Raw genomic sequence first — 23,365 nt, forward strand, 5'->3', positions numbered from 1 at the left:
TCCCGCTTTGTGTGCACAAGCACGCTTCTATAATAACAGGTTTGCGGGTGGGTGACAAGGGCTAGCTGCCCCACTTTCACAAACCAGAGGGAGACATGGATGATCTATATTACAGGCGATACCCATGGCGAGCTGGACCGCTTCAAGGGCAAGGAGCTGCGCCATCTGGGGAAAAACGATTTCCTCTTTATTCTGGGGGACTTTGGCTTTTTGTGGGACGACAGCAAGGAGGAGCGCGCCCGGCTGGACTGGCTGCGCAAGCGGCCCTATACCATCCTGTTCCTGGACGGCACCCACGAGAATTATGACCTGCTGGACGCCTACCCGGTGGAGGAGAAGTTCGGCGGCCGGGTTCAGCCCATCGGCGGGAACGTCTACCATGTCTGCCGCGGCAGCATTCTGGAGCTGGAGGGCCTGAGTTACCTGTGCTTTGGCGGCGGCGAAAGCCCCGACAAGGAGGAGCGGGAAGCCGGCGTCAACTGGTGGGCCCGGGAGATGCCCTCAGAGGAGGAATATGCCCGGTGTGAGGCCAACGTGGCGGCCCACAATCATCATGTACAGTATGTGCTGACCCATGATGCCCCAAGCAGATTTTTGGATTTCACCATCCTGGCCCCGGGGGAGAACAACCAGCTTCACGGCTTTTTTGACAAGCTGGTCCGGGAGATGACCTATGATAACTGGCTGTTTGGCTGCTATCACCGGGATACCCAGCTTTCCCCCAAGGTCCGGTGCGTCTTTCACGATGTCATTTCCATCGGAGAAAAGCGCAGCTGGTGGAAGCGGAAGTGACCCCTTTCCCGGCCCAAAATCCACACAACCCAAAACAAGACCGCTGCACCGAGCCCCCGGGGGCTTGTGCAGCGGTCTTTTTGCGTGACGTCAGGGGGCGGAGTCCTCCGGTTCGCCGGGCTTGTAGATGTGGGTGCGGGTGAGGGCGCGGAGGGTGTCCTCGTAGTGGAGGCGGGCGTAGGCGGTATAAAGGATGTCGATGACGTTCAGCTGGGCAATGCGGGAGGACATGGCGCCGTTGCGGAACAGGGACTCGTTGGCGGCAATGTACAGATTGTAGTCGGCCAGCTCCGCCACCCGGGAGGGGGAATAGCGGGTGATGGCAATGATGGGGGTACCGTTTTTCTTGAGGGCTTCCATGCAGGTGATCACCTCGACGGTCTGGCCGGAGTAGGAAAAGGCGATGGCCACGTCCTGCGGGGTGGCGTTTTGGGCTGAGATAAGCTGGGCGTGCCAGTCGTCAACGATGAGACAGGGTTTGTTCAGCCGGAGGAACTTCAAATAGGTATCGTGGGCCACGCAGAGGGAGGACCCCAGACCGAACAAAAGGACGCTGCGGCACTGGTCCAGCAGATGGGCGCACTGCTCCACCGTCTCGGGGGAGAGAAGCTTCTGGGAATCGGTGAGGGACTGGATGTTCTTCTGGGTCACCTTATAGACAATGTCCCGGATGTCGTCCTCGGCGGTGATTTCCTGCTCCGAGTGGCGGCCCTTGTCGCCCAGGGCCGCCAGTTCCCCCACCAGGGCGTGGCGCAGTTCCTTGTAGCCGTCAAAGCCCACCGACCGGCAGACCCGCACCACGCTGGAAGGGGAGGTGAAGGTGCGCTGGGCCAGTTCACGGACGGTGAGGAGGGTGGCTTCCTCGGGATTCTCGGTGATGTAGCGGGCGATCTGCTGTTCGGCTGCGCTGAGGGAGGGGCTGGCCTCCCGCAGGCGGAGCAATGCGTTTTTCATAACAGGCCTCCGGATGGGTGCGGTTTTCCGCATTCTTGGTGTGTTTGTATAAAAGTTTTCATGGGTTCCGCATGGATTTTCAAAAACATTCCTTTTCTGAAACATTATACCACAACTTCGCAAAAATGTGGACATTTTGTTTTAAAAAATCTATAATGCACTTGTAAGTGCTTTTCACGCCAGTGAAGCCAAACACAGAGAAAGGCCGGGTAGTGAGTTATGGAATTGAATCTGAACGAAATGACGACCGAGCGGCGCAATCCCCGCACCATGCAGCTGGATATGATGTCCGAGCTGGAGATCGTCACAGCAATGAACGATGAAGACGCCCGGGTGCCCCTGGCGATTGCCAAGAAGCTGCCCGAGATCGCGCAGGCCGCCCGGTGGGCGGTGGAGGCCTTTGAGCAGGGCGGCCGGCTGTTCTATATGGGCGCCGGCACCAGCGGCCGGCTGGGCGTTCTGGATGCAGCCGAGTGCCCTCCCACCTTTGGCGTGGACCCGGGCATGGTGGTGGGCCTGATCGCCGGCGGCGAAGAGGCCTTCATCAAGGCGGTGGAAGGCGCAGAGGACAGCGTCCAGCTGGCCGAGGATGACCTGCGCAGCCACAACCTGACCAGCAAGGACTTTGTGGTGGGCATTGCGGCATCGGGCCGCACCCCCTATGTGCTGGGCGGCCTGGCATATGCCAGGAGCGTGGGCTGCCGGACGGCGGCCATCGCCTGCAACCCCGGCAGCGCCGTGGGCAAGGCGGCGGACCTGGCCATCGAGGTGGAGGTCGGCCCCGAAGTGCTGACCGGCTCCACCCGTCTGAAGTCGGGCACCGCCCAGAAACTGATTCTGAATATGATCTCCACCACCTCTATGGTGCGGACGGGCAAGGCCTACCAGAACCTGATGGTGGACGTGATGCAGACCAATGAGAAGCTGCACACCCGCGCAGAAAATATTGTGATGGACGCCACCGGCGTGGAACGGGCCGAGGCGCGGGCCGCCATTGATGCGGCGGGCGGAAGCGTCAAGTGCGCCATCACCATGCTGCTGGCAAACTGCACCGCAGCCGAGGCCCAGAGCCGCCTGGATGCGGCAAACGGCCACGTGCGCACGGCCATCGGCCTGTAAGGTTGGACCTGGCGGCGCAAGCCGCAAAGTCATATACGCAAGATTTGGACAAGGAGGAACAAGCAATGACCAATGAGGAACTGGTACGCCAATCGCTGGAAAAGCTGGGCGGCAGAAGCAACGTCATTTCGGCAACCAACTGCATGACGCGGCTTCGCATCGAGGTCAAGGACGACAGCAAGATCAATGAGGACGCCATCAAGAAGATCGAGGGTGTTCTGGGTCTGGTCCATGACCGTCCCGGCTACGTCGAGATCGTGGTTGGCCCCGGTAAGTGCCGCAAGTGCGCCGACATCTGCCGCCAGATGGGGATTCCCGCGGCTGGCAGCACCGATACCCAGAATGACTGGCAGGCCAACAAGGCCGCCGTCAAGGCAGGGCAGAAGCAGAGCAAGGTCAAGTCCATGCTCAAGACCTTCGGCGACATCTTTGTGCCCCTGCTGCCCGGCGTCATCGCCGCCGGCCTGTGCTCGGGTCTGGCCACCCTGCTGACCCAGGTGATGCCCAACTATGCCGAGAGCTCGTTCTGGAGCGTCGTCTACAACATGTTGGCCCTCATCAATGCGTCTTTCCTGAGCTACCTGACCGCCTGGGCAGGCTACCGCGCCGCCGAGAAGTTCGGCGCCACCCCCATCCTGGGCGGCATGCTGGGCATGATTACCGGCCTGGGCAACATCGACGCCATCTCCAAGATCCTCGGCCTGTACGATGAGGTTCAGCCTCTGGACTCCATCCTCCGCGCCGGCCGCGGCGGCGTTCTGGCCGCAGTCATCGGTGTGTGGTGCCTGAGCTATGTGGAGCGCTTCATCCGCAAGCATATGCCCGAGTCTCTGGACATCATGTTCACCCCGCTGCTCACCCTGATTATCTGCCTGATCCCCTACATCTTCGTCATCATGCCCATCACCGGCTACATTTCCACCGCTCTGTGCTGGATTGTGCAGCAGGTCTGCATGAGCAGCAATCTGTTCGTCCGCATCATCGCCGGCTACATCTCCACCGCTCTGTTCCTGCCCATGGTGGCCATGGGTATGCACCACGGTCTGGTGGCTCTGTACTCGGTCCAGCTTGAGACCCTCGGTTACGTCACCCTGTATCCGGCTCTGGCCATGGCCGGCGCCGGTCAGGTGGGTGCAGCCGTTGCCATCTACCTCAAGGCCAAGAAGGTGGGCAACACCCGCATGAAGGAAGTCATCACCGGCGCTCTGCCCGCAGGCGTCCTGGGCGTTGGCGAGCCCCTGATCTACGGTGTCACCCTTCCCATGGGCCGTCCCTTCATCACGGCAGGCCTGGGCGCCGGCTTCGGCGGTGCCTTCGTCATGGCCATGCAGGTTGCTGCAACCACTTGGGGTCCCTCCGGTCTGCTGGCCATCTTCGTGATGACCGCCGGCCCCGCAGGCGCCACCACCAGCGTCCTGTGCTATGTTGTTGGCCTGCTCATCAGCTACGTCATGGGCTTCCTGGTCACCAATGCTCTGGTGAAGCCTGAGGAGGTTGCCGATGCCTGATTTTCTCGGACGGTCGGTTTACCTGACAGAGTTTGAGAAACAGAAAGCACCGCTTGCCGCTGGTTCGGCAGGCGGTGCGCCTGTTTTCATCTCTTTGCACATCGGCGAGGAATTCGCACCCGATTACCCCGACCGGGTCCGGGCGATGTGCAGCTGGCTGCGGGAACATGGCTGGCGGATTCTGGCCGACGTGTCGGAACAGACCGCCATCCAGTTTGGCTGCAGCGATATCCTCCAGCTGGCCCGGGATCTGGGCCTGTGGGGCCTGCGTCTGGACGACGGCTTTACCCTGGAAGAAGCCTGCAGCCTGGCGGCCCGGATGCCCATTGCGGTGAATGCCTCCACCGTCACCCCGGAGGAGGCCGCCGCCCTGGCTGCCGCCGGCCCCGAGGTGATCGCTATTCACAACTTTTACCCCCGCCCCGAGACCGGTCTGGACCCGGAGTTCCTGCAGGAGAGCACCCGGATGCTTCAGGCTGCCGGGCTGAAGGTCTATGCGTTCATCCCCGGGGATGAACAGCTGCGGGGGCCCCTCCATGAGGGCCTGCCCACCCTGGAAGCCCACCGGGGCGCGGCTCCGCTGGCGGCCTTTGCCGACCTGGCGGTCCACTACGGCCTGGAAGGCATTTTCGCCGGGGACCCGGGTGTCAGCAGCTATGAGCTGGAACAGATTGCCAGCTTCTGCGCCGATGGAGTCCTGCCGGTGCCGGTTCACCTGAAAGCGGGGCAGGAGGGCCTGTACGGCCAGATCTTTACCTGCCGCCCCGATTCCCCCAGCTGGCTGGTGCGGTATCAGGAGTCCCGCAAATACGCCCGCCAGGGCGGTCTGGTGGAGCCGGCGGACTGCGCCGCCCGGCCCCGCGGCACCATCACCATGGACAATCTCCGGTATGGCCGCTATTCGGGGGAGATCCAGCTCATGCGTCAGGATCTGCCCGCCGACGAGCGGGTCAATGTGATCGGCCGGGTGGACCCGCGGTATCTCCTGCTGGTGGACTGCATCCGGCGGGGCAGCCGCTTTAAGATGGTCCGTCCGCCCCGTGAGGAGGAATAACCATGGTACATTACAAATTGCTGGCCTTTGACCTGGACGGCACCGCTCTGGGCAGCGACCCCAACGTGTTCTCGGAGGGTTTGCCCGAAGCCGCCGCCCAGGCCGCAGCGGCGGGATGCATTGTGGCGGCGGCTACCGGCCGTCCCGCCGGATGCCTGCCGGCAGACGTGGAGAAAAAGCCCGACTGGCTCAGCTGGCTGGTGCTCTACGATGGGGCCCAGATTCGGAACGCCCGGACCGGCGAGTGCATTTGGAGCAAGCCTTTTTCCACCGAGGCGCTGGCGCAGGTGCAGCAGGCCGCTGCCCGGCTGGGGCTGCCGGTGGAGTACATCGACCGGGACAGCCGCTACCACATGACCGCCAGGGACTGGCAGGCCCTGAATGAATCCAGCGTCTCCCAGTTCCACAAGGGGGTTCTGGCCCGGCTGGGCTGCCCGCTGGAAGGTTCTGCCGCGGATCTGGCCGAGCTGGAAATTTTGAAGATCAATATGCCCGTCGCCCCGCCGGATCTCCGGGAAGCTTTCCGGACGGCCGTGGGGGAGGGGGTCTTGGTGCTGGACTGCGGCCCCGGCGGTCTGGAACTGACCGCCCCCGGCGCAGGCAAACAGACCGCAGTGGCCTTTCTGGCCGGGAAGCTGGGTCTGGGGATGGAGGACGTGATGGCGCTGGGGGACAGCGGCAATGATGCGGCCCTCCTGTCCAGCGCAGGGCTGGGCGTGGCCATGGACAACGCCCCCGACGATGTCAAGGCTGCGGCCAAGGTCGTAACCGGCCGCAACACCGAGGGCGGCGCCGCAGAGGCGATTCGCCGCTGGCTTCTGGCGGAATAACACAATCAAACAAAAAGGCCTGCCGCTTTGGATTGCGGCAGGCCTTTTTTGGTCTTTTTGCATGATTTATGGAACAAATAGCGGAAATGCTTGTAATTTATGTGAAAATCTGATAGGATGGGGCCATGCGCTACAGAAGGCGCATACAATGGAAAGCATGAAAAAAGGAGGCTTTCATGGAGTTTTTATGGTATGATCTGGCGCTTTTGTACATGGTTTATTCCTTTCTGGGCTGGATCGGCGAGACGCTGGTCTCGATCGCCCGGGGCAGAGGCTTTGTAAAGCGCGGCTTTGCCGCAGGACCTTTTTGCTATGTCTACGGCTTTGCTGCCGTCATCATGACCATCGGCTTTGCCGATCTGCGGTCCTCGCTACTGTTCCTGTTTGTGGGCTGTGCGCTGACCTCCACCATGGTGGAGTGGACCGCCGCCAAAATCCTGGAGCGGCTCCATCACCGCACCTGGTGGGATTACTCCCATCACCGCTTCAACATTGACGGCTACGTCTGCCTGCCTTACTCGCTGCTGTGGGGCGTGCTGGGCTGCATCGCCCTGCTGTGGGGCAATCAGCTGCTGCTGTCTCTGTTCCATCTGCTGCCGGTCTGGCTGATGAAAACCCTGGCCTGGGTGCTGGGCGTGCTGGCTGTGCTGGATCAGCTGGGCAGTGTGGCCATTCTGGCCCACCATCCCACCCGTCTGGAAGGGCTGAACCGTGAGCTGGAAAGCCGGTCCCGGAACCTGTACGACCGGATCAGCCAGTGGATGGAGCACCGCATCGAGGGCGCTTACCCCCATGTGGCCGAGAAGGCCGCCCGCGCCGAGACGGGCATGAGCCTGTCGGATGTGGTTTGGCTGTTCACGGTGGGCTCTCTGGTGGGCGACATCGTGGAGACCATCTTCTGCCGCCTGAGCGCCGGCATCTGGATGAGCCGTTCCAGCCTGGTCTGGGGCCCCTTCAGCGTGGTGTGGGGCGCCGCCCTGGTGATGGCTTCCGCCCTGCTGCCCCGGAAAAAGGACGGCACCGGGCGGACCTCCAGCGAGCTGTTCGTTCTGGGCACCGTCATGGGCGGCGCATATGAGTACATCTGCAGCGCCCTGGGTGAGCTGGTGTTCGGCGTGGTGTTCTGGGATTACAGCAAGATCCCCTTTAACCTGGGAGGCCGCATCAACCTGCTGTACTGCTTCTTCTGGGGCTTTGCGGCGGTGGCCTGGGTCAAGCTGTGCTACCCCTATGTGTCCCGCGGAATCGACTGGATTCGCCGCCACGCTGGCCGCTGGCTGACGGTGGTTGTGGGCGTCTTTATGGTGGTGAATATGTGCATTTCGGCGCTGGCCCTGATCCGCAGCGATGCCCGCGGCAACGGCGTTCCGCCGGCCAACAGCCTGGATCTGTTCCTGGATGAACACTTCCACGACGAGCGAATGGCGCAGGTCTATCCCAACATGATCGACCGATAAACAATACAACAAAAAAGCAACCCGGACCTTCTGGTTTTCCAGTTGGGTCCGGGTTGTTTTGTTGGATGGGTTATGTTGCGGGGTGGTCAGAGGAATCGGGGGCAGGACTCTCAGGGGCGGCCGGGTCATCCGGGTTGCCGAAGGCGTCGTGATAGACTTTCAGCTTGTCGTTCTGACCGTTCCGGTTGAGGCCCCAGAGGGCGAATTTCCGCACCAGATCGTACAGCACCGCAAAGAGGGGAACACCCACGATCATGCCCACAAAGCCCCACAGGCCGCCGAACAGCAGGATGGAGAACAGCACCCAGAAACTGGACAGGCCGGTGGTGTTGCCCAGAATCTTGGGGCCGATGACGTTGCCGTCCAGCTGCTGCAGGATGAAGATGAATCCCACAAACCAGAGGGCCTTGATGGGGTCGGTGATGAGGATCAGCAGGGTGGTGGGCACCGCGCCGATGAAGGGACCGAAGAAGGGGATGACGTTGGTGACGCCGATGATGACCGACACCAGCAGGGCGCTGGGGAAGCCCACAATGACGCAGACGATATAGCACAGCACGCCGATGATGGCCGAGTCCACAATCTTGCCGATGATGAATCCGCCGAAGGTGCGGTCAATATAGGCGATCTCCTCCAGAATCAGGTCGGCCCAGTGGGGGCGGAAGATGCTGTAGAGCAGCAGTTTGCCCTGGGCCGCAAACCGTTTGCGGGTGGAGAGGAAGTACACCGCCGCGATGACGCCGATCAGGACGTTTTTCAGAACCACCAGGACGTTCAGCACGCTGACGCCCACGCCGCTGACAATCTGGCGGATAGAGGGCATCACCGAGGTGCGCAGCCAGGAGGTGAAGGTGTCCCGCAGGGTGTCGTAGGAGTCGTTCAGGAAGCGGTACACCGCCTCGTTGTCCGCAAAGAACCGGGTCAGCCAGGCCATGAACAGGTCCAGCTGGGACTGGAAGTTGGTGGACAGGGTGATGATGCTGTTGATGAGCTGCGGAATGATCAGCATGAACAGGGCATACACCACCAGCAGACCGAACAGGACGCTGGCCGCCACGGCGATGCCGTCCACCGTCTTGCGGTAGCGGGCCGGCAGGTACCGGTTGAGGAGGTCCTCAATCCGGTTGCAGAAAGGCCGCAGCAGATAGGCGATCACGCCGCCGTAGATGAAGGGCATCAGAATGCCGGTCAGCAGCGAAATGCCTTTTTGCAGGCCGTTGAAGCGGTAGAACAGGAAGAAAAGTGCGATGCTCAGGCCAATGGCGCCAAAGCCGGCCAGCATGCCATAGATATAGGGTTTCAGATGGGGTTTTTTATCCACGAATCAATCTCTTTCCCCCTGCCGCGGCAGGGATGTTGGGGTGCATCATCAGCGCTTGTTGCTGCGGCGCCAGATGTGCATGTTGGCGGCGTCGGCGATCAGCTGCTCCCGGAAATCGGGGTGAGCCAGGCTGATGATGGCCTCTGCCTTCTGCCAGGTGGTCAGACCCTTGAGGTTGACGCAGCCGTACTCGGTGCACAGATAGTGGATGTTGGCACGGGTATCGGTGACAATGCTGCCGTTGGCCAGGGTGGGGCAGATGCGGCTCTCCATCTGGCCGGTCTTGCGGTTCTTGAAGGTGGAGGACAGGCAGATGAAGCTCTTGCCGCCGTTGGACAGGTAAGCGCCCAGGACAAAGTCCAGCTGGCCGCCTGCGCCCGAAATGTTGCGGATGCCGGCGCTCTCGGCGTTGACCTGACCGAACAGGTCCACATCCACGGCGTTGTTGATGGAGATGAAGTTATCCAGCGCGGCGATGGTCCGCACGTCGTTGGTGTAATCCACCGGGGCAGACATGCACTCGGGGTTGTCGTTGAGGTAGTCGTACATCTTCTGGGTGCCGGCGCCGAAGGCATACACCTGGCGGCCCTTGTCGATCTGCTTGCGGCTGCCGTTGATCTTGCCGGCCTTGGCGATGTCCACAAAGCCGTCCACGTACATCTCAGTGTGGACGCCCAGGTCCTTCAGGTCGCTCTGAGCGATCAGGCTGCCGATGGCGTTGGGCATGCCGCCGATGCCCAGCTGCAGGCAGGCGCCGTTGGGAATCTGGGGAACGATCAGGTTGGCCACGGCCAGATCCACCTCAGAGGCGGGGCCTGCGGCGGCCATCTGACCCAGGGGCGGGTTGTCGCCCTCCACAATGCCGGTCACCTGGTCGATGTGGATGCCGTTCTGGAAGCCGCCCAGGCAGCGGGGCATATTCTTGTTGACCTCAACGATGATCACCTCGGCCTTTTCGCAGACGGCGGCCAGATGGCTGGCCGAGGGGCCGAAGTTGAAGTAGCCGTGTTCATCCATGGGCGCAACCTGGAAGACGGCCACGTTGACGGGGTCCTTGCTCTCGCGGTAGTAGCGGGGCAGCTCGGAATAGCGGATGGGGGAGTAGAAGGAGAAGCCCTGGGCCACCGCCTTCCGCTCGATGCCGCCCATGTGCCAGCTGTTCCAGGTCATGTGGGCAGCGGGGTCCTCAATCTGGAAGATGGCAGGAACCCACATCAGGATGCCGCCGCGGAAATTGACGTCCTCCAGCTGGGGCAGACGCTTGGCCAGGGCGGCGTCCACGGCCACCGTGGTGTTCACGGCCCAGCCATAGTCCACCCAGTCGCCGCTCTTGACCATGGCGGCTGCGGCGTCGGCGGTAATGAGCTTGCGCTGATATTCAGTCCTGTAGTCCATTCTTAGATCATCCTTTCCTGGGGGTCTGAGAAGCCCCGGCCGCGGCCGGAATCGCCAGGCTTATTATAAATAGGAAAGCAGGCGCTTCCGGTTTGGCGGCCGCTCCCTGCCTGAAAGGATTGGCAGGCTGGGGCTCCCAAATCCATCCCATTTCAACGTATGCGGTGTCGGTTCCAAACTCAAAGAAAGTTAAAAGGAAGTACATACTCTGCACACCCGTTCATCACATCCGGGTGATACAGTAACCTTGTGACAGGTCAGAAGGGAAGGCCGGCAAGGTTGTGCAGCCCAGCATTCCCTACACTGATAGTTATAACATTAACGATGTCGAGAATCAATAGAAAATCACAAAAAAACTCCCTCTTAGCAAAATGTACAAAAACTTGAGAGAATGTTTTCAATTGTTTGGGTCAAGAGAGCCGAAAAAATGCTCCAAACTACTTGATAAACTTTTGACAATGTGGTTTACTAAGTGTGTCAGGAGGCGCGGGACGCCGCCTTGGACCCAAAGTCGTTACGAAATTAACGACCGGGTGCGCCTGAAACATCAAAACGCCTGCCCCGGGGCCGTGCGCCGAGCCAAAAGCCCGGCGGGCCAGGGGAGAGCAGCCGACGGCTGCAAAGGGCGTGCTTGAGATCGTGCGCCGGGCCGCCGCAGGCAGCCGGGCGCGGAAAACAGGGAGGCAGTAGTTTCCATGGCAATCGCCATTTATCCCGGTTCTTTTGACCCGGTTACCCGTGGACATCTGGATATCATCAAGCGGGCAGCCAAGATCAACGACAAATTGATCGTCGCGGTGCTCATCAACAGCGCCAAGCGCCCCCTCTTCACCATTGAGGAGCGGGTGGAGCTCTTGACCGAGTGCTGCAAGGGCATTCCCAATGTCACCGTTCAGAGCTTCGACGGCCTGACGGTGGATTTCGCCCGGAAGTGCCACGCCACCGTCATGGTGCGGGGGCTGCGGGCGGTCACCGACTTTGAGAATGAGATCCAGCTGGCCCAGACCAATCACGCTTTGATGCCCGGCATCGAGACAGTGTTCCTCTCCACCAGCATCAAGTGGAGTTACCTGTCCTCGACCATCGTCAAGGAAGCGGCACGGTACGGCAGCGACATCAGCAAATTCGTCACCCCCAACGTCGAAAAGGCGGTGCGGGAAAAGATGGAGGCGCTGCGGACCGCCGGCCAGCAGCCGTAACAAGCAAAAGTCCCCGCGGGCGTATCCCAAAGGGTTTTTGATAGAAGGTTTTATCTGCTGCAAAAAACAAACAAAACCACACATTTCATGCGAAACAGGAGGCAATTCAACATGAAAAAGATCGTTATCGCATCTGCATGCCGCACCGCCATTGGTAAGTTTGGCGGCACCCTGTCCAACGTCCCCGCTGCCGAGCTGGGCGCTGTGGTCATCAAGGAAGCTCTCCAGCGCGCCAACGTCAAGCCCGAGCAGGTTGACCAGGTCTACATGGGCTGTGTCATCCAGGCTGGCCAGGGCCAGAACGTTGCCCGTCAGGCTTCTCTGAAGGCTGGCCTGCCCGTTGAGGTCCCCGCTGTGACCGTCAACGTGGTCTGCGGCTCCGGTCTGGAGTGCGTGAACATGGCAGCCCGCATGATCGAGGCCGGCGATGCTGACATCGTGGTTGCAGGCGGCACCGAGAACATGGATATGGCTCCCTTCGCAATGATGAAGGCCCGCTACGGCTACCGCATGGGTTCTCCCATGGGCAAGAGCGAGCTGGTGGACACCATGGTCAACGACGCTCTGTGGGATGTGTTCAACAACTACCACATGGGCATCACCGCTGAGAACGTTGCAGATCAGTGGAACCTGAGCCGTGAGGACCTGGACAACTTCGCTTACAACAGCCAGCTGAAGGCTGACGCTGCCATCAAGAGCGGCGCATTCAAGGACGAGATCGTCCCCGTCGTCATCAAGAACAAGAAGGGCGACATCATCTTCGATACCGATGAAGGCCCCCGTCTGAGCGCTCCCGAAGTTCTGGCCAAGCTGAAGCCCGCCTTCAAGAAGGACGGCAAGGTCACCGCCGGCAACGCTTCCGCCATCAACGACGGCGCAGCTGCTGTCGTGGTCATGAGCGAGGAGAAGGCCAAGGAGCTGGGCATCACCCCGATGGCTACCTGGGTTGCAGGCGCTCTGGGCGGCGTGGATCCCTCCATCATGGGTGTGGGCCCCGTTGCAGCTACCAAGAAGGTTATGGCCAAGGCTGGCCTGACCGTCGCCGATATGGACCTGATCGAGGCCAACGAGGCTTTCGCTTCCCAGTCTCTGGCTGTGGCTCACGACCTGGGCTTTGACATGGAGAAGGTCAACGTCAACGGCGGCGCCATCGCTCTGGGCCACCCCGTCGGCGCTTCCGGCTGCCGCATCCTGGTCACCCTGCTGTACGCCATGAAGCATCGCGGCGCCAAGAAGGGCCTGGCCACCCTGTGCATCGGCGGCGGCATGGGCTGCGCCACCATCGTCGAGATGGACTAATCCATCCGGCCTGCTGAATTGATTTGATCCGGGCGCGCCGGCGCGGGAACCTCCCCGCGCCGGCAGCGCGCCCGCCTTTGATAGGCTGAAAGGAAACACTATGGCTTTTGTAAAGACTGAAGTGCAGGGCGCTGTCGAGATCATTACCATCGACCGTCCCAAGGCACTGAACGCACTGAACCCCGAGGTTCTGGCTGATCTGAAGGCCGCTTTTGAGGCTGTGGATCAGAACACCATCCGCTGCATCGTCCTGACCGGCGAAGGGGATAAGAGCTTCGTGGCCGGCGCCGACATCGGCTCCATGAGCACCATGACCAAGGCAGAAGGCGAGGCCTTCGGCAAGCTGGGCAACGACATCTTCCTGATGATCGAGAACTTCCCCATCCCCGTCATCGCAGCCGTCAATGGCTTCGCTCTGGGCGGCGGCAATGAGCTGGCCATGAGCTGCGACATTCGCCTGTGCTCCGACAACGCCGTCTTCGGCCAGCCCGAAGTGGGCCTGGGCATCACCCCGGGCTTCGGCGGCACCCAGCGCCTGGCCCGTCTGGTGGGCCTGGGCATGGCCAAGCAGCTGGTCTACTCGGCTCTGAACATCAAGGCCGACGAGGCTCTGCGGATCGGTCTGGTGAACGCTGTGTATCCCCAGGCTGAGCTGATGGAGAACGCCCTGAAGCTGGCCGGCAAGATCGCCAAGAACGCCCCCATCGCAGTCCGCAACTGCAAGAAGGCCATGAACGAGGGCATTTCGCTGCCCATCGAGAAGGCCGTCGAGGTGGAGGAGAAGCTGTTCGGCGACTGCTTCGAGACCCACGATCAGGTGGAGGGCATGGCTTGCTTCCTCTCCCGCGAGAAACCCAAGCCCAAGGCTGTCTTTACCAACAACTAAGTATTTGCAATCCATTCAATTATAATTCAGATTATAAAAAGGAGAAATTGCTATGAAAATCGGCGTTATCGGCGCTGGCACCATGGGCCAGGGCATCGCAAAGGCATTTGCTCAGGTTGAGGGCAACACCGTTGCTCTGTGCGATATCAAGCAGGAGTGGGCTGAGAATGGCAAGGCCAAGATCGCCAAGGGCTATGACCGTCTGGTCGCCAAGGGCAAGATGACCAAGGCCAAGGCTGACGAGATCTGCGCAGCCATCACCCCGGGCGTCAAGGAAGATCTGTGCGCTGACTGCGATCTGATCGTTGAGGCCGCTTTCGAGGATATGAAGGTCAAGCAGGACACCTTCGCAGCTCTGGACAAGATCTGCAAGCCCGAGTGCATCTTCGCTTCCAACACCTCGTCCCTGTCCATCACCGAGATCGGCAAGGGCCTGAGCCGTCCTCTGGTGGGTATGCACTTCTTCAACCCCGCCGACCGCATGAAGCTGATCGAGGTCATCGCTGGCTGCAACACCCCCAACGAGACCGTTGAGAAGATCAAGGAGATCTCTGTTGCCATCGGCAAGCAGCCGGTTCAGGTCAACGAGGCTGCCGGCTTCGTGGTCAACCGCATCCTGATCCCCATGATCAACGAGGCTGCCTTCATCAAGATGGAGGGCGTTTCGGACATCGAGGGCATCGACGCCGCTATGAAGCTGGGCGCCAACCACCCCATGGGACCCCTGGAGCTGGGCGACTTCATTGGCCTGGATATCTGCCTGGCCATCATGGACGTCCTGTACAAGGAGACCGGCGACTCCAAGTATCGTGCATGCCCCCTGCTGCGCAAGATGGTTCGCGGCGGCAACCTGGGCTGCAAGGCCGGCAAGGGCTTCTATGTCTACAACGCTGACCGCACCAAGACCCCGGTCGACAAGCTGTAAGATGCCGCAAGGGGTAATCCGGGCGTAACGGGTCGCTCCCCGCAGGTGAATAGCTCCTGCGGGGAGCGGTTTTGCCCGGCCCCATAATACTATGATTTCCAAGGGAGGAAGCAGTGATGGATTTTACTCTGTCCAAGCAGCAGCTCATGGCGCAGAAGATGTACCGCGAGTTCGCTGAGAACGAAGTCAAACCCCTGGCAAAACAGGTGGATGCAGAAGAATACTTCCCCAAAGAGACCGTCGAGAAGATGGGTAAGCTCGGTATGATGGGCATCTACTTCCCGACCGCTGTGGGCGGAGCCGGCGGCGACGTGCTGAGCTACGTCATGGCCGTTGAGGAAATGAGCAAGGTCTGCGGCACGACGGGCGTTATCCTGTCGGCCCACACCTCTCTGTGCGCCGCTCCCATCTACGAGAACGGTACCCCCGAGCAGAAGGCAAAGTACCTGCCCAAGCTGTGCAGCGGCGAGTGGCTGGGTGCTTTCGGCCTGACCGAGCCGGGCGCCGGCACCGACGCCCAGGGTCAGCAGACCTTCGCTGTGGAGCGTGAGGACGGCTGGCTGCTGAACGGCTCCAAGATCTTCATCACCAACGCAGGCTACGCCGATGTGTTCATCATCATCGCTGTCACCGGCACCGTGGTGGACAAGCGCGGCCGCAAGAGCAAAGAGATTTCCGCTTTCATCGTGGAGCGCACCGATCCCGGCTTCAAGGTCGGCAAGCCCGAGGACAAGATGGGCATCCGTGGTTCCTCCACCTGCGAGCTGATCATGGAAGACTGCCTGATCCCCAAGGATCGTCTGCTGGGCGTCAAGGGCAAGGGCTTCCAGCTGGCCATGGCTACCCTGGACGGCGGCCGTATCGGCATCGCCGCACAGGCTCTGGGCATCGCTGAGGGCGCCATCGACGAGACTGTCGCTTACGTCAAGGAGCGCAAGCAGTTTGGCCGCAGCATCGCTCAGTTCCAGAACACCCAGTTCGAGCTGGCCGAGATGAAGGCCCGCGTAGACGCTGCCAAGTACCTGGTGTACGCTGCTGCACTCAAGAAGCAGGACGCCATGAACGGCCAGAAGGTCCGCTACAGCGTGGAGGCTGCCGAGGCCAAGCTGATCGCTTCCCGCACGGCCAGCGACGTGACCCGCCGCTGCCTGCAGCTCTTCGGCGGTTACGGCTATACCCGCGACTATCCGATCGAGCGGATGATGCGCGACGCCAAGATCACCGAGATCTACGAGGGCACCAGCGAAGTGCAGATGATGGTCATCTCGGGCGCGCTGCTGAAGTAAGGAGGGCAATGTTACAATGAAAGCGATTGTTTGTGTCAAGCAGGTTCCCGATACCTCCGGCAAGGTTGCAGTCAAGCCGGACGGAACCCTCGACCGTGCCTCTATGGCAACCATCACCAACCCCGATGACCTGAACGCCCTGGAGGCCGCCCTCAAGCTGAAGGACGCCACCGGCTGCGAAGTCGTCGTCGTGACCATGGGCCCCCCGCCGGCCGAAGGCATGCTGCGCGAGCTGCTGGCCCGCGGCGCTGACCGTGCCGTTCTGGTTTCGGGCCGTGAGTTCGGCGGTTCCGATACCTTCGCCACCAGCCAGATCCTGGCTGCTGCCGTCAACAAGATTGGCGTCGGCCCCGAGGATATCGTCTTCTGCGGCCGTCAGGCCATCGACGGCGATACCGCCCAGGTCGGTCCCCAGATCGCTGAGAAGCTGCACCTGCCTCAGGTCACCTACGCTGCCGACATCCAGAAGGATGGCGACACCCTGGTGGTCAAGCGCATGCTGGAAGACGGCTACATGATGATCCGGGTCAAGACTCCCTGCCTGATCACCTGCATCAAGGAGCTGAACCAGCCCCGTTACATGAACATCAACGGCATCTTCACCTGCTACGACAAGCCGATGGAAGTCTTTGACTACGAGGCTCTGAAAGATGATCCCCTGATCGAGGTGGACACCATCGGTCTGAAGGGCTCGCCCACCAACGTCTTTAAGTCCTTCACTCCTCCCCAGAAGGGTGCAGGCACCATGCTCACCGGTGACGACGTGGCTGCTCAGCTGGCGTCTGTCCTGGCCGGCAAGCATCTGATCTGACGAAAGGAGCAGGATTACAATGGCTGATTTTAACGAATACAAGGGCGTGTGGGTCTTCTGCGAGCAGCGGCAGGGCACACTGATGTCCACCGACTTCGAGCTGGTGAGCGAGGCCCGCAAGCTGGCCGACGAGCTGGGCTGCGAAGTCACTGGCTTGCTGCTGGGCGATCAGGTTGAGTCCATCGCCAAGGAGCTGGGCGGCTACGGCGCTGACAAGGTCATCGTCTGCGAGAGCCCGCTGCTCAAGGATTACACCACCGACGCATACGCCAAGGTCGTCTGCGACATGGTCAACGAGTTCAAGCCTGAGGTTCTGCTGATCGGCGCAACCAACATCGGCCGTGACCTCGGCCCCCGCTGCGCAGCCCGTCTGCACACCGGTCTGACCGCCGACGCCACCCACCTGGACATCGACACCAAGAAGTACGTGGAATTCCTGGCTGAGAGCTCCACCATCGACCTGTCCAAGCAGACCTTTGACTACGAGGACCGCAACCTGAAGATGACCCGTCCTGCATTCGGCGGTCACCTGATGGCTACCATTATCTGCCCCCGGTTCCGTCCCCAGATGTCCACCGTCCGTCCCGGCGTCATGAAGAAGGCCCCCTTCGATCAGGCCAAGGCTGATGCCTGCCAGATCGTCAAGCCCGCTTTCAGCCTGACCACCGACGACATCAAGACCGAGGTCCTGAGCGTGGAGAAGGCCGCCACCAAGCTGGTTGACCTGATCGGCGCAGACGTCATTGTCTCTGTGGGCCGCGGCATCTCCAAGGACGTGGAGAAGGGCATTGCTCTGGCCGAGCAGCTGGCTGCTGCTCTGGGCGGCGGCGTTGTGGGTGCTTCCCGTGCCGTCACCGACGCAGGCTGGATGAGCGCTGACCACCAGGTTGGCCAGACCGGCAAGACCGTCCATCCCAAGATCTACGTCGCTCTGGGTATCTCCGGCGCCATCCAGCACGTGGCTGGCATGCAGGATTCCGAGCTGATCATTGCCGTGAACAAGAACGAGACCGCCCCCATCTTCGGCGTCGCTGATTACGGCATCGTGGGCGACCTGTTCAAGGTCGTGCCCGATCTGATCAAGGAGATCGAGGCTGCCAAGGCTGCAAAGTAAGTCTACTTTACACCTAAAACGCTCGTAAAATCGTAACAAAGCGCTCTGCCTTCGGGCGGGGCGCTTTTTGCGTGCCGGGACATCCGATGAGGCGGGAAAGATCCTGTGGCATCAGAAGAGTAGGTAAATGCACTTTTTGGAGGCCAGCGGTTTGCCGGCCAAGGCCGCTTGAAAACCGTATTTTGGACGCTCCGCCTTTGGACCGAGCATTTTTTGCGCCTGGATGTGCGCCCTTGCGCAAATGTCGATTTATGCTATACTCTAATAAAGACATAAAGGGGAGGACCGAATTTTGGAAGAATACCGCACCATCCGGGGCACCGCATCCGGGGAATATGAGGAGAAGAAGAGCCGCTTTCTGGCGGCTGCTGCCCACGTCGAGAGCGAAGAGGAGGCCGTGGCCTTTCTGGAACAGATCCGGGCGGCCAACCGGACCGCACGCCACAACGTCTACGCCTATAAACTCCGGGCCGGCAACCGGGAGCGCTATTCCGATGACGGCGAGCCTGCCAAGACTGCCGGCACCCCGGTGCTGGAAGTCATCGGCCACAGCGGCCTGACCGATTTGATCGTGGTGGTAACCCGGTATTTCGGCGGGATTCTGCTGGGGACCGGCGGCCTGGTTCGGGCCTACACCAGCGCGGCGTCCAGCGCATTGGAAGCCGCCGAAAAGGTGACGGTTCAGCCGGTGGTCCGTCTCTCCACCACGGTGGACTATTCCCTGTATGAGCGGGTGACCCTTCTGGTGGCCGCCGCCGGGGGCCGCCTGGCTGATCCGGAGTTTACCGACCGGGTGTCCCTGCAGTGGCAGATGCGGGCCGGCACCCAGGGAGAACTGCTGGAACAGCTGCGGGAGCTGACCCGCGGACAGGGGAAAGTGGAGGTGTCCGAGCCCTTCTACGGGCCGGTCTGAATTGGAAAATTTTTCCATATTCCAGAATTCTTCCCCTTGTGACATGTCCTCTGTGCTAGAATAACCAAGGCGGACCTTGGGCCCGTGATGTTGAAAGTGAGGTATAGCCTATGGATGTACGTCTGCGAACCGAAGAAATTGAGCGCCTGACCTTTGCGTCCTGGGCCAGTTTTTCCGATCAGAGCCGCGGCCGGGCCCGGCCCGAGCCCCAGGACCCCATCCGTCCCGTCTATCAGCGGGACCGGGACCGCATCATCCACTGCAAGGCGTTCCGCCGCCTCAAGCAGAAAACCCAGGTCTTTCTCTCGCCGGAGGGGGACCTGTACCGCACCCGCCTGACCCATACCCTGGAAGTTTCCCAGATTGCCCGTACCATTGCCCGGGCCCTCCGCCTCAACGAGGACCTCACCGAGGCCATCGCACTGGCCCACGATCTGGGGCATACCCCCTTTGGCCATGCAGGGGAGCGGGCGCTGAACCGGCTTCATCCCGGGGGCTTCAAGCACTATGAGCAGAGCCTGCGGGTGGTGGACCGCCTGGAAAAGGACGGCAGCGGCCTGAACCTGACCTGGGAGGTCCGCAACGGCATCGTCACCCACACCAAGGGAACATGGGCGGCTACGCCGGAAGGACGGATTGTCCGGATGGCCGATCAGATCGCCTATGTCAACCACGACATCGAGGATGCGGTGCGGGCCGGGGTCCTGGACCCCGCCGTCCTGCCCAGAGAAGCCACCGACGTGCTGGGTCAGACCAAGTCGGCGCGGATTACCGCCATGATCAACAGCATCCTGCTTCATACCGAGCCGGGGACCATCCAGGCCGGTCCGGTGGAGGATGAGGCATTCCGGGTGCTGAAGGCCTTCATGTACAGCACCGTCTACGTGGACAAGGTGGCCAAGCACGAGGAACAGAAGGTGGAAAAGGTCATCGAGTCGCTGTATGGGCACTATATGGCCCACACCGAACAGATGTCCACCCTCTATCAGCAGATTGCAGAGGAGGAAGGGGACGACCGGGCGGTGGCTGACTATATCAGCGGGATGAGCGATGATTTTGCCATCCGCGCCTTTGAGGAGCTCTATGTGCCCAAGCGCTGGCATGTGCTGTAAGGGCCGACGGCAGAATGACCGGGAAAACAAAAATCAGATGTTAGGGAAGTTCATTGCATGATATCGCACGAATACGTTGAAGAGCTGATCCGCCGCAACGACGTTGTGGATGTGGTGGGCAGTTATGTTCAGCTCAAGCACAAAGGCCGGCTGTACAGCGGGCTGTGTCCCTTCCACAACGAAAAGACGCCGTCCTTTTACGTCTACCCCGAAACCCAGAGCTTCTACTGCTTTGGCTGCGGGGCGGGCGGCGACGTCATTACCTTTGTAAAAAAGATCAGCTCCCTCAGTTATCCCGAGGCGGTCAAGCTGCTGGCCGAGCGGTCCGGCATGCCCGAGCCGGAGGAGGACGACGGCACCGGCCGGATGCGCAGCCGGATTCTTTCCATGAACAAGGAGGCGGCCCGGTTCTTCCATGCCTGCCTGAATTCCAGTGTGGACGAGGCCGCTCAGGCCCGGGCCTACTGGCGGCGGCGTGGTCTGGATGACCGGACCATTGCCCGGTTCGGCCTGGGCTATGCCCCCAACGATGGACAGGCTTTGTACCACCATCTGCGGGACAAGGGCTATACCCAGGCGGAAATGGATGCCAGCGGCCTGTTCAAGCGGAGCCAGTCGGGGCGGATCTACTGCCTGTTCTGGCGGCGGGTCATCACCCCCATCTTTGATCTGCGTGGGAACGTGATCGCCTTTGGCGGCCGCGTTCTGGATGACTCCAAACCCAAGTACGTCAACAGCCCCGAGACGCTGGTGTATCACAAGTCGGAGACGGTGTTCGCCCTCCAGATCGCCAAAAAGAGCGCCTCCCGGCGGTATGTCCTCTGCGAGGGCTACATGGATGTCATCAGCATGCAGCAGGCGGGGGTGGACACGGCGGTCTGCGCCTGCGGCACCGCCCTGACCCAGGCCCAGGTCCGTCTGCTCAGCGAATACGCCGACGAGGTGATTCTGAGCTACGACTCGGACGAGGCGGGCCAGAAGGCCACCCTGCGCTCCCTGGAATTGTTCCGCAACAGTCCGGTTCAGGTGGGGGTGCTGAACATCCCCAACGCCAAGGACCCCGACGAGTACATCAAGAAGTTTGGCGCTGAGCGGTTCCGCCAGCTGCTGGACGGCGCCGGCAACGCGCTGGATTTCCGGCTGGCCCGCGCCCGGGCCAAGTATGACCTGTCCCAGGACAACCAGCGTCTGGGCTACATCCAGGAGGCGGTGGAGATCCTGGCCAATGGTTCCACCCCCACCGAAAAAGAACTGTACGCCGGTCGTCTGGCCGAAGAAACCAACATTGCCAAAAACGCCATCCTGACCCAGGTGGAGGACGTCGCCCGCAAGCTGGGGGCCAAGCGCCGCTCAGCCCGGCGGAAAGAAATCCTGCACTCGGGGGAGATGGACACCATCAAAGTCCCCTATGATAAGAGCGGTCCCGGCGCTATCGGGGTGGCGTCCTCCCAGCGGCGGCTGGTGGCGGCCGCCCTGCGTCAGCCCGACTACCTGAAGAAGATCGCCCCGGCCCTGCGGCCCGAGAGCATCCTGAATCCCGAGCTGCGGGAGGGGTACGAGGCCATCCTCCGGTGCTATCAGGAGGGGCACGAGGTGAGTTTGGGCGCGGTGGCAACGGTGATCAGCGAAAAGGCCATGAATGAACTGAGCGGCGCCGCGGCAGAATACAGTGATGTGAGCTGCACGCCGCAGGATATTGAAATGTATCTGGAACGGATCGCGCGGGGGGAGCCTCTCTCCGCCCGGGCAGCCGATAAGAGCGCCCAGGAGCTGAAAGACTACCTGGCGCAGATAAGCCGGCGCAAAGGGGGCGGCCAGCCGGAGGAAGAATAATCCTGCCGCCCTGGACTTTGGTTCACCGAAAGGAGAGACGCCCGTTTATGTCCCCAGAAATGCTTGCAGATTCTCTGGCCCGCAAGGCCCGCCGCCGCCCGCTGACGCCCGAGCAGCTGAGCCGCGCCATGGAGGCGGAGGACTTTGACCTGTCGGGTCTGGATGCGCTGTATGAGGCCCTCAAGGCCAAAGGGGTGGATCTGGCGCCCGAGGACGAGGAAGAACCCGACCTGCCCGCGCTGGACGAGGAGCAGATCGGCAGTTTGGAGAAAGAGCTGTCTCCCTCGGGGGTGACCCTGGACGACCCGGTCAAAGCCTATTTAAAGGAGATCGGCGCCGTTCCGCTGCTGGGGGCAGAGGAGGAGGCCGCCCTGGCCGCTGCCGCCCGGGCGGGGGATGCCCAGGCCCGCCGCCGCCTCTGCGAGGCCAACCTGCGTCTGGTGGTGTCGGTGGCCAAGCGGTACGCCGGCCGGGGCCTGCCCTTTCTGGACCTGATCCAGGAGGGAAACCTGGGCCTGATGAAGGCGGCCGAGAAGTTTGAGCCGGAACGTGGCTTCAAGTTCTCCACCTATGCCACCTGGTGGATTCGCCAGGCCATCACCCGGGCCATTGCCGACCAGGGCCGCACCATCCGGATTCCGGTCCATCTGGTGGAGAGCATCAACCGGGTGAAAAAGACTTCCTCCGAGCTGCTCCATCAGAATGGCCGGGAACCCACCCCCGCCGAGATCGCGGTCCGCCTCTCTCTGGAGCCGGACCGGGTCAGCCAGCTGCTGCAGCTGTCTCAGGAACCGGTGAGCCTGGAGGCGCCGGTGGGGGAGGAGGAAGACGCCCACATCGAGGACTTTGTCCAGGACGACACTGCGGGCATCCCCGCCGATGAGGCGGGCCGCCAGATGCTTCACCGGGAACTGGTGTCGGTGCTGGCCAGCCTGACCCCCCGGGAACAGCGGGTGCTCTCGCTCCGGTTTGGCCTGGAGGACGGCCAGCCCCACACTCTGGAAGAGCTGGGCCAGGAATTCAACGTCACCCGGGAGCGGGTGCGGCAGATCGAGGCCAAAGCCCTCCGTAAACTGCGCCACCCCAGCCGCGCCAAGCGCCTGCGGGATTATCTGGAAGAATAAAACACCCCCTGCTTTTCCTTTTGGGAAGAGCAGGGGATTTTTGTTTGGCCCCCTAGCACGCGGGGCGCAAATTGCAAGAGACAAGATAGACAAAATCACCAAAGCCTTTTTTGGATGGAACGTGAAAAACCGAAAATGCAAGCCCTAAAATCAACATTCGAAACACGCCTCCGTGTGTGCGAAGCAATTTGCGCGCAGAAAAAATTTTTGACTGAAAGCTGTAAAATGGCTTGACAACAGGGCTTTTTTGCGCTATACTGCAGTAGTATCACAAAATGGAATACTGCGCGAAAAATGGGGTTTCGCAGCTCGCTTGAAACGAAAAGTTTGTGAAAAACGACGAACCCGTTCGGCCTGCGCAGGGGCTGTTTCTGTGAGTCTGCCAGAAATCGGGCGGTTTCGCACCGCCTTGTTATCACGTCCGTGGAGTATA

20 protein-coding genes are annotated in these 23,365 nt (G+C 61.2%); 17 read left to right on the forward strand and 3 right to left on the reverse strand.

Annotation, left to right across the window (positions count from 1 at the left end):
• Positions 1-99 precede the first annotated feature (99 nt).
• On the forward strand, positions 100-792 hold the full coding sequence (locus B5E67_RS00195) for a metallophosphoesterase (protein WP_087381573.1): 693 nt from the start codon (positions 100-102) through the stop codon (positions 790-792).
• Positions 793-882: 90 nt separating this feature from the next.
• Here the strand turns inward: B5E67_RS00195 and B5E67_RS00200 are convergent, their stop codons facing one another.
• Positions 883-1,746, reverse strand: a complete 864-nt coding sequence (locus B5E67_RS00200) for a MurR/RpiR family transcriptional regulator (protein ID WP_087381577.1) — start codon at positions 1,744-1,746, stop codon at positions 883-885.
• 219 nt (positions 1,747-1,965) lie between these two features.
• On the opposite strand from B5E67_RS00200, the gene murQ reads away from it, so the two are divergent.
• The 5 genes from murQ (at position 1,966) to B5E67_RS00225 (ending at position 7,714) form a co-directional block, all read left to right on the forward strand.
• Complete coding sequence (gene murQ, locus B5E67_RS00205; RefSeq protein WP_143405359.1) at positions 1,966-2,865, forward strand: N-acetylmuramic acid 6-phosphate etherase; 900 nt, start codon at positions 1,966-1,968, stop codon at positions 2,863-2,865.
• 65 nt (positions 2,866-2,930) lie between these two features.
• The gene (locus B5E67_RS00210; protein ID WP_087381581.1) at positions 2,931-4,373 is read left to right on the forward strand and encodes a PTS transporter subunit EIIC; all 1,443 of its coding nucleotides are present in this window, start codon (positions 2,931-2,933) and stop codon (positions 4,371-4,373) included.
• Entirely contained in the window at positions 4,366-5,427 is a 1,062-nt protein-coding gene (locus B5E67_RS00215) for a MupG family TIM beta-alpha barrel fold protein (protein WP_087381584.1), read from the forward strand. The genes B5E67_RS00210 and B5E67_RS00215 overlap by 8 nt, the downstream gene beginning before the upstream one ends.
• A 2-nt stretch (positions 5,428-5,429) precedes the next feature.
• Complete coding sequence (locus tag B5E67_RS00220) at positions 5,430-6,257, forward strand: HAD family hydrolase (protein WP_087381587.1); 828 nt, start codon at positions 5,430-5,432, stop codon at positions 6,255-6,257.
• 176 nt (positions 6,258-6,433) lie between these two features.
• Positions 6,434-7,714: a putative ABC transporter permease gene (locus B5E67_RS00225; RefSeq protein WP_087381591.1), complete on the forward strand. Its 1,281-nt coding sequence runs from the start codon at positions 6,434-6,436 to the stop codon at positions 7,712-7,714.
• A 70-nt stretch (positions 7,715-7,784) separates the two neighbouring features.
• On the opposite strand, the gene B5E67_RS00230 is transcribed toward B5E67_RS00225, so the two are convergent.
• The gene (locus tag B5E67_RS00230; protein WP_242956686.1) at positions 7,785-9,035 is read right to left on the reverse strand and encodes an AI-2E family transporter; all 1,251 of its coding nucleotides are present in this window, start codon (positions 9,033-9,035) and stop codon (positions 7,785-7,787) included.
• Between the two features lie 48 nt (positions 9,036-9,083).
• On the reverse strand, positions 9,084-10,430 hold the full coding sequence (locus B5E67_RS00235; protein ID WP_087246645.1) for a butyryl-CoA:acetate CoA-transferase: 1,347 nt from the start codon (positions 10,428-10,430) through the stop codon (positions 9,084-9,086).
• Positions 10,431-11,125: 695 nt separating this feature from the next.
• Here B5E67_RS00235 and coaD point away from each other — a divergent pair.
• From coaD to rpoD, 11 genes are all read left to right on the forward strand, one after another.
• Positions 11,126-11,629, forward strand: coding sequence for a pantetheine-phosphate adenylyltransferase (gene coaD / locus B5E67_RS00240; protein WP_087246646.1), 504 nt, complete (start codon positions 11,126-11,128; stop codon positions 11,627-11,629).
• A 111-nt stretch (positions 11,630-11,740) separates the two neighbouring features.
• The gene (locus tag B5E67_RS00245) at positions 11,741-12,928 is read left to right on the forward strand and encodes an acetyl-CoA C-acetyltransferase (RefSeq protein WP_087364965.1); all 1,188 of its coding nucleotides are present in this window, start codon (positions 11,741-11,743) and stop codon (positions 12,926-12,928) included.
• Positions 12,929-13,028: 100 nt separating this feature from the next.
• Positions 13,029-13,814, forward strand: coding sequence for an enoyl-CoA hydratase-related protein (locus B5E67_RS00250; RefSeq protein ID WP_087381594.1), 786 nt, complete (start codon positions 13,029-13,031; stop codon positions 13,812-13,814).
• 52 nt (positions 13,815-13,866) lie between these two features.
• Positions 13,867-14,739 (forward strand): 3-hydroxyacyl-CoA dehydrogenase NAD-binding domain-containing protein, encoded by an 873-nt coding sequence (locus tag B5E67_RS00255; protein ID WP_087246649.1) that lies wholly within the window; start codon positions 13,867-13,869, stop codon positions 14,737-14,739.
• Positions 14,740-14,855: 116 nt separating this feature from the next.
• Positions 14,856-16,025, forward strand: a complete 1,170-nt coding sequence (locus B5E67_RS00260; protein ID WP_087246650.1) for an acyl-CoA dehydrogenase family protein — start codon at positions 14,856-14,858, stop codon at positions 16,023-16,025.
• Between the two features lie 16 nt (positions 16,026-16,041).
• Entirely contained in the window at positions 16,042-16,836 is a 795-nt protein-coding gene (gene acrB, locus B5E67_RS00265) for an acryloyl-CoA reductase electron transfer subunit gamma (protein WP_087246651.1), read from the forward strand.
• A gap of 19 nt (positions 16,837-16,855) precedes the next feature.
• Positions 16,856-17,950: an acryloyl-CoA reductase electron transfer subunit beta gene (gene acrA, locus B5E67_RS00270; RefSeq protein WP_087246652.1), complete on the forward strand. Its 1,095-nt coding sequence runs from the start codon at positions 16,856-16,858 to the stop codon at positions 17,948-17,950.
• A 292-nt stretch (positions 17,951-18,242) separates the two neighbouring features.
• Positions 18,243-18,863 (forward strand): YigZ family protein, encoded by a 621-nt coding sequence (locus tag B5E67_RS00275; protein WP_087381597.1) that lies wholly within the window; start codon positions 18,243-18,245, stop codon positions 18,861-18,863.
• A gap of 110 nt (positions 18,864-18,973) precedes the next feature.
• Complete coding sequence (locus B5E67_RS00280) at positions 18,974-19,975, forward strand: deoxyguanosinetriphosphate triphosphohydrolase (RefSeq protein WP_087381600.1); 1,002 nt, start codon at positions 18,974-18,976, stop codon at positions 19,973-19,975.
• A gap of 57 nt (positions 19,976-20,032) precedes the next feature.
• Positions 20,033-21,808, forward strand: a complete 1,776-nt coding sequence (gene dnaG, locus B5E67_RS00285; protein ID WP_087364971.1) for a DNA primase — start codon at positions 20,033-20,035, stop codon at positions 21,806-21,808.
• Between the two features lie 47 nt (positions 21,809-21,855).
• A complete protein-coding gene (gene rpoD, locus B5E67_RS00290; RefSeq protein ID WP_087364972.1) occupies positions 21,856-22,932 on the forward strand; it encodes an RNA polymerase sigma factor RpoD in 1,077 nt (358 codons plus the stop codon).
• Positions 22,933-23,365: the final 433 nt, after the last annotated feature.

The organism is Faecalibacterium sp. An122 (assembly GCF_002160895.1).
Classification (GTDB): domain Bacteria; phylum Bacillota; class Clostridia; order Oscillospirales; family Ruminococcaceae; genus Faecalibacterium.

Bases quoted from the DNA above. Each gene is read 5' to 3' on its own strand.
- murQ (WP_143405359.1), top strand. From the start codon at position 1,966: ATGGAATTGAATCTGAACGAAATGACGACCGAGCGGCGCAATCCCCGC.
- B5E67_RS00260 (WP_087246650.1), top strand. From the start codon at position 14,856: ATGGATTTTACTCTGTCCAAGCAGCAGCTCATGGCGCAGAAGATGTAC.
- B5E67_RS00195 (WP_087381573.1), top strand. From the start codon at position 100: ATGATCTATATTACAGGCGATACCCATGGCGAGCTGGACCGCTTCAAG.
- B5E67_RS00210 (WP_087381581.1), top strand. From the start codon at position 2,931: ATGACCAATGAGGAACTGGTACGCCAATCGCTGGAAAAGCTGGGCGGC.
- dnaG (WP_087364971.1), top strand. From the start codon at position 20,033: ATGATATCGCACGAATACGTTGAAGAGCTGATCCGCCGCAACGACGTT.
- B5E67_RS00245 (WP_087364965.1), top strand. From the start codon at position 11,741: ATGAAAAAGATCGTTATCGCATCTGCATGCCGCACCGCCATTGGTAAG.
- acrB (WP_087246651.1), top strand. From the start codon at position 16,042: ATGAAAGCGATTGTTTGTGTCAAGCAGGTTCCCGATACCTCCGGCAAG.
- B5E67_RS00250 (WP_087381594.1), top strand. From the start codon at position 13,029: ATGGCTTTTGTAAAGACTGAAGTGCAGGGCGCTGTCGAGATCATTACC.
- acrA (WP_087246652.1), top strand. From the start codon at position 16,856: ATGGCTGATTTTAACGAATACAAGGGCGTGTGGGTCTTCTGCGAGCAG.
- B5E67_RS00225 (WP_087381591.1), top strand. From the start codon at position 6,434: ATGGAGTTTTTATGGTATGATCTGGCGCTTTTGTACATGGTTTATTCC.
- B5E67_RS00255 (WP_087246649.1), top strand. From the start codon at position 13,867: ATGAAAATCGGCGTTATCGGCGCTGGCACCATGGGCCAGGGCATCGCA.
- B5E67_RS00200 (WP_087381577.1), bottom strand. From the start codon at position 1,746: ATGAAAAACGCATTGCTCCGCCTGCGGGAGGCCAGCCCCTCCCTCAGC.
- coaD (WP_087246646.1), top strand. From the start codon at position 11,126: ATGGCAATCGCCATTTATCCCGGTTCTTTTGACCCGGTTACCCGTGGA.
- B5E67_RS00215 (WP_087381584.1), top strand. From the start codon at position 4,366: ATGCCTGATTTTCTCGGACGGTCGGTTTACCTGACAGAGTTTGAGAAA.
- B5E67_RS00220 (WP_087381587.1), top strand. From the start codon at position 5,430: ATGGTACATTACAAATTGCTGGCCTTTGACCTGGACGGCACCGCTCTG.
- rpoD (WP_087364972.1), top strand. From the start codon at position 21,856: ATGTCCCCAGAAATGCTTGCAGATTCTCTGGCCCGCAAGGCCCGCCGC.
- B5E67_RS00280 (WP_087381600.1), top strand. From the start codon at position 18,974: ATGGATGTACGTCTGCGAACCGAAGAAATTGAGCGCCTGACCTTTGCG.
- B5E67_RS00235 (WP_087246645.1), bottom strand. From the start codon at position 10,430: ATGGACTACAGGACTGAATATCAGCGCAAGCTCATTACCGCCGACGCC.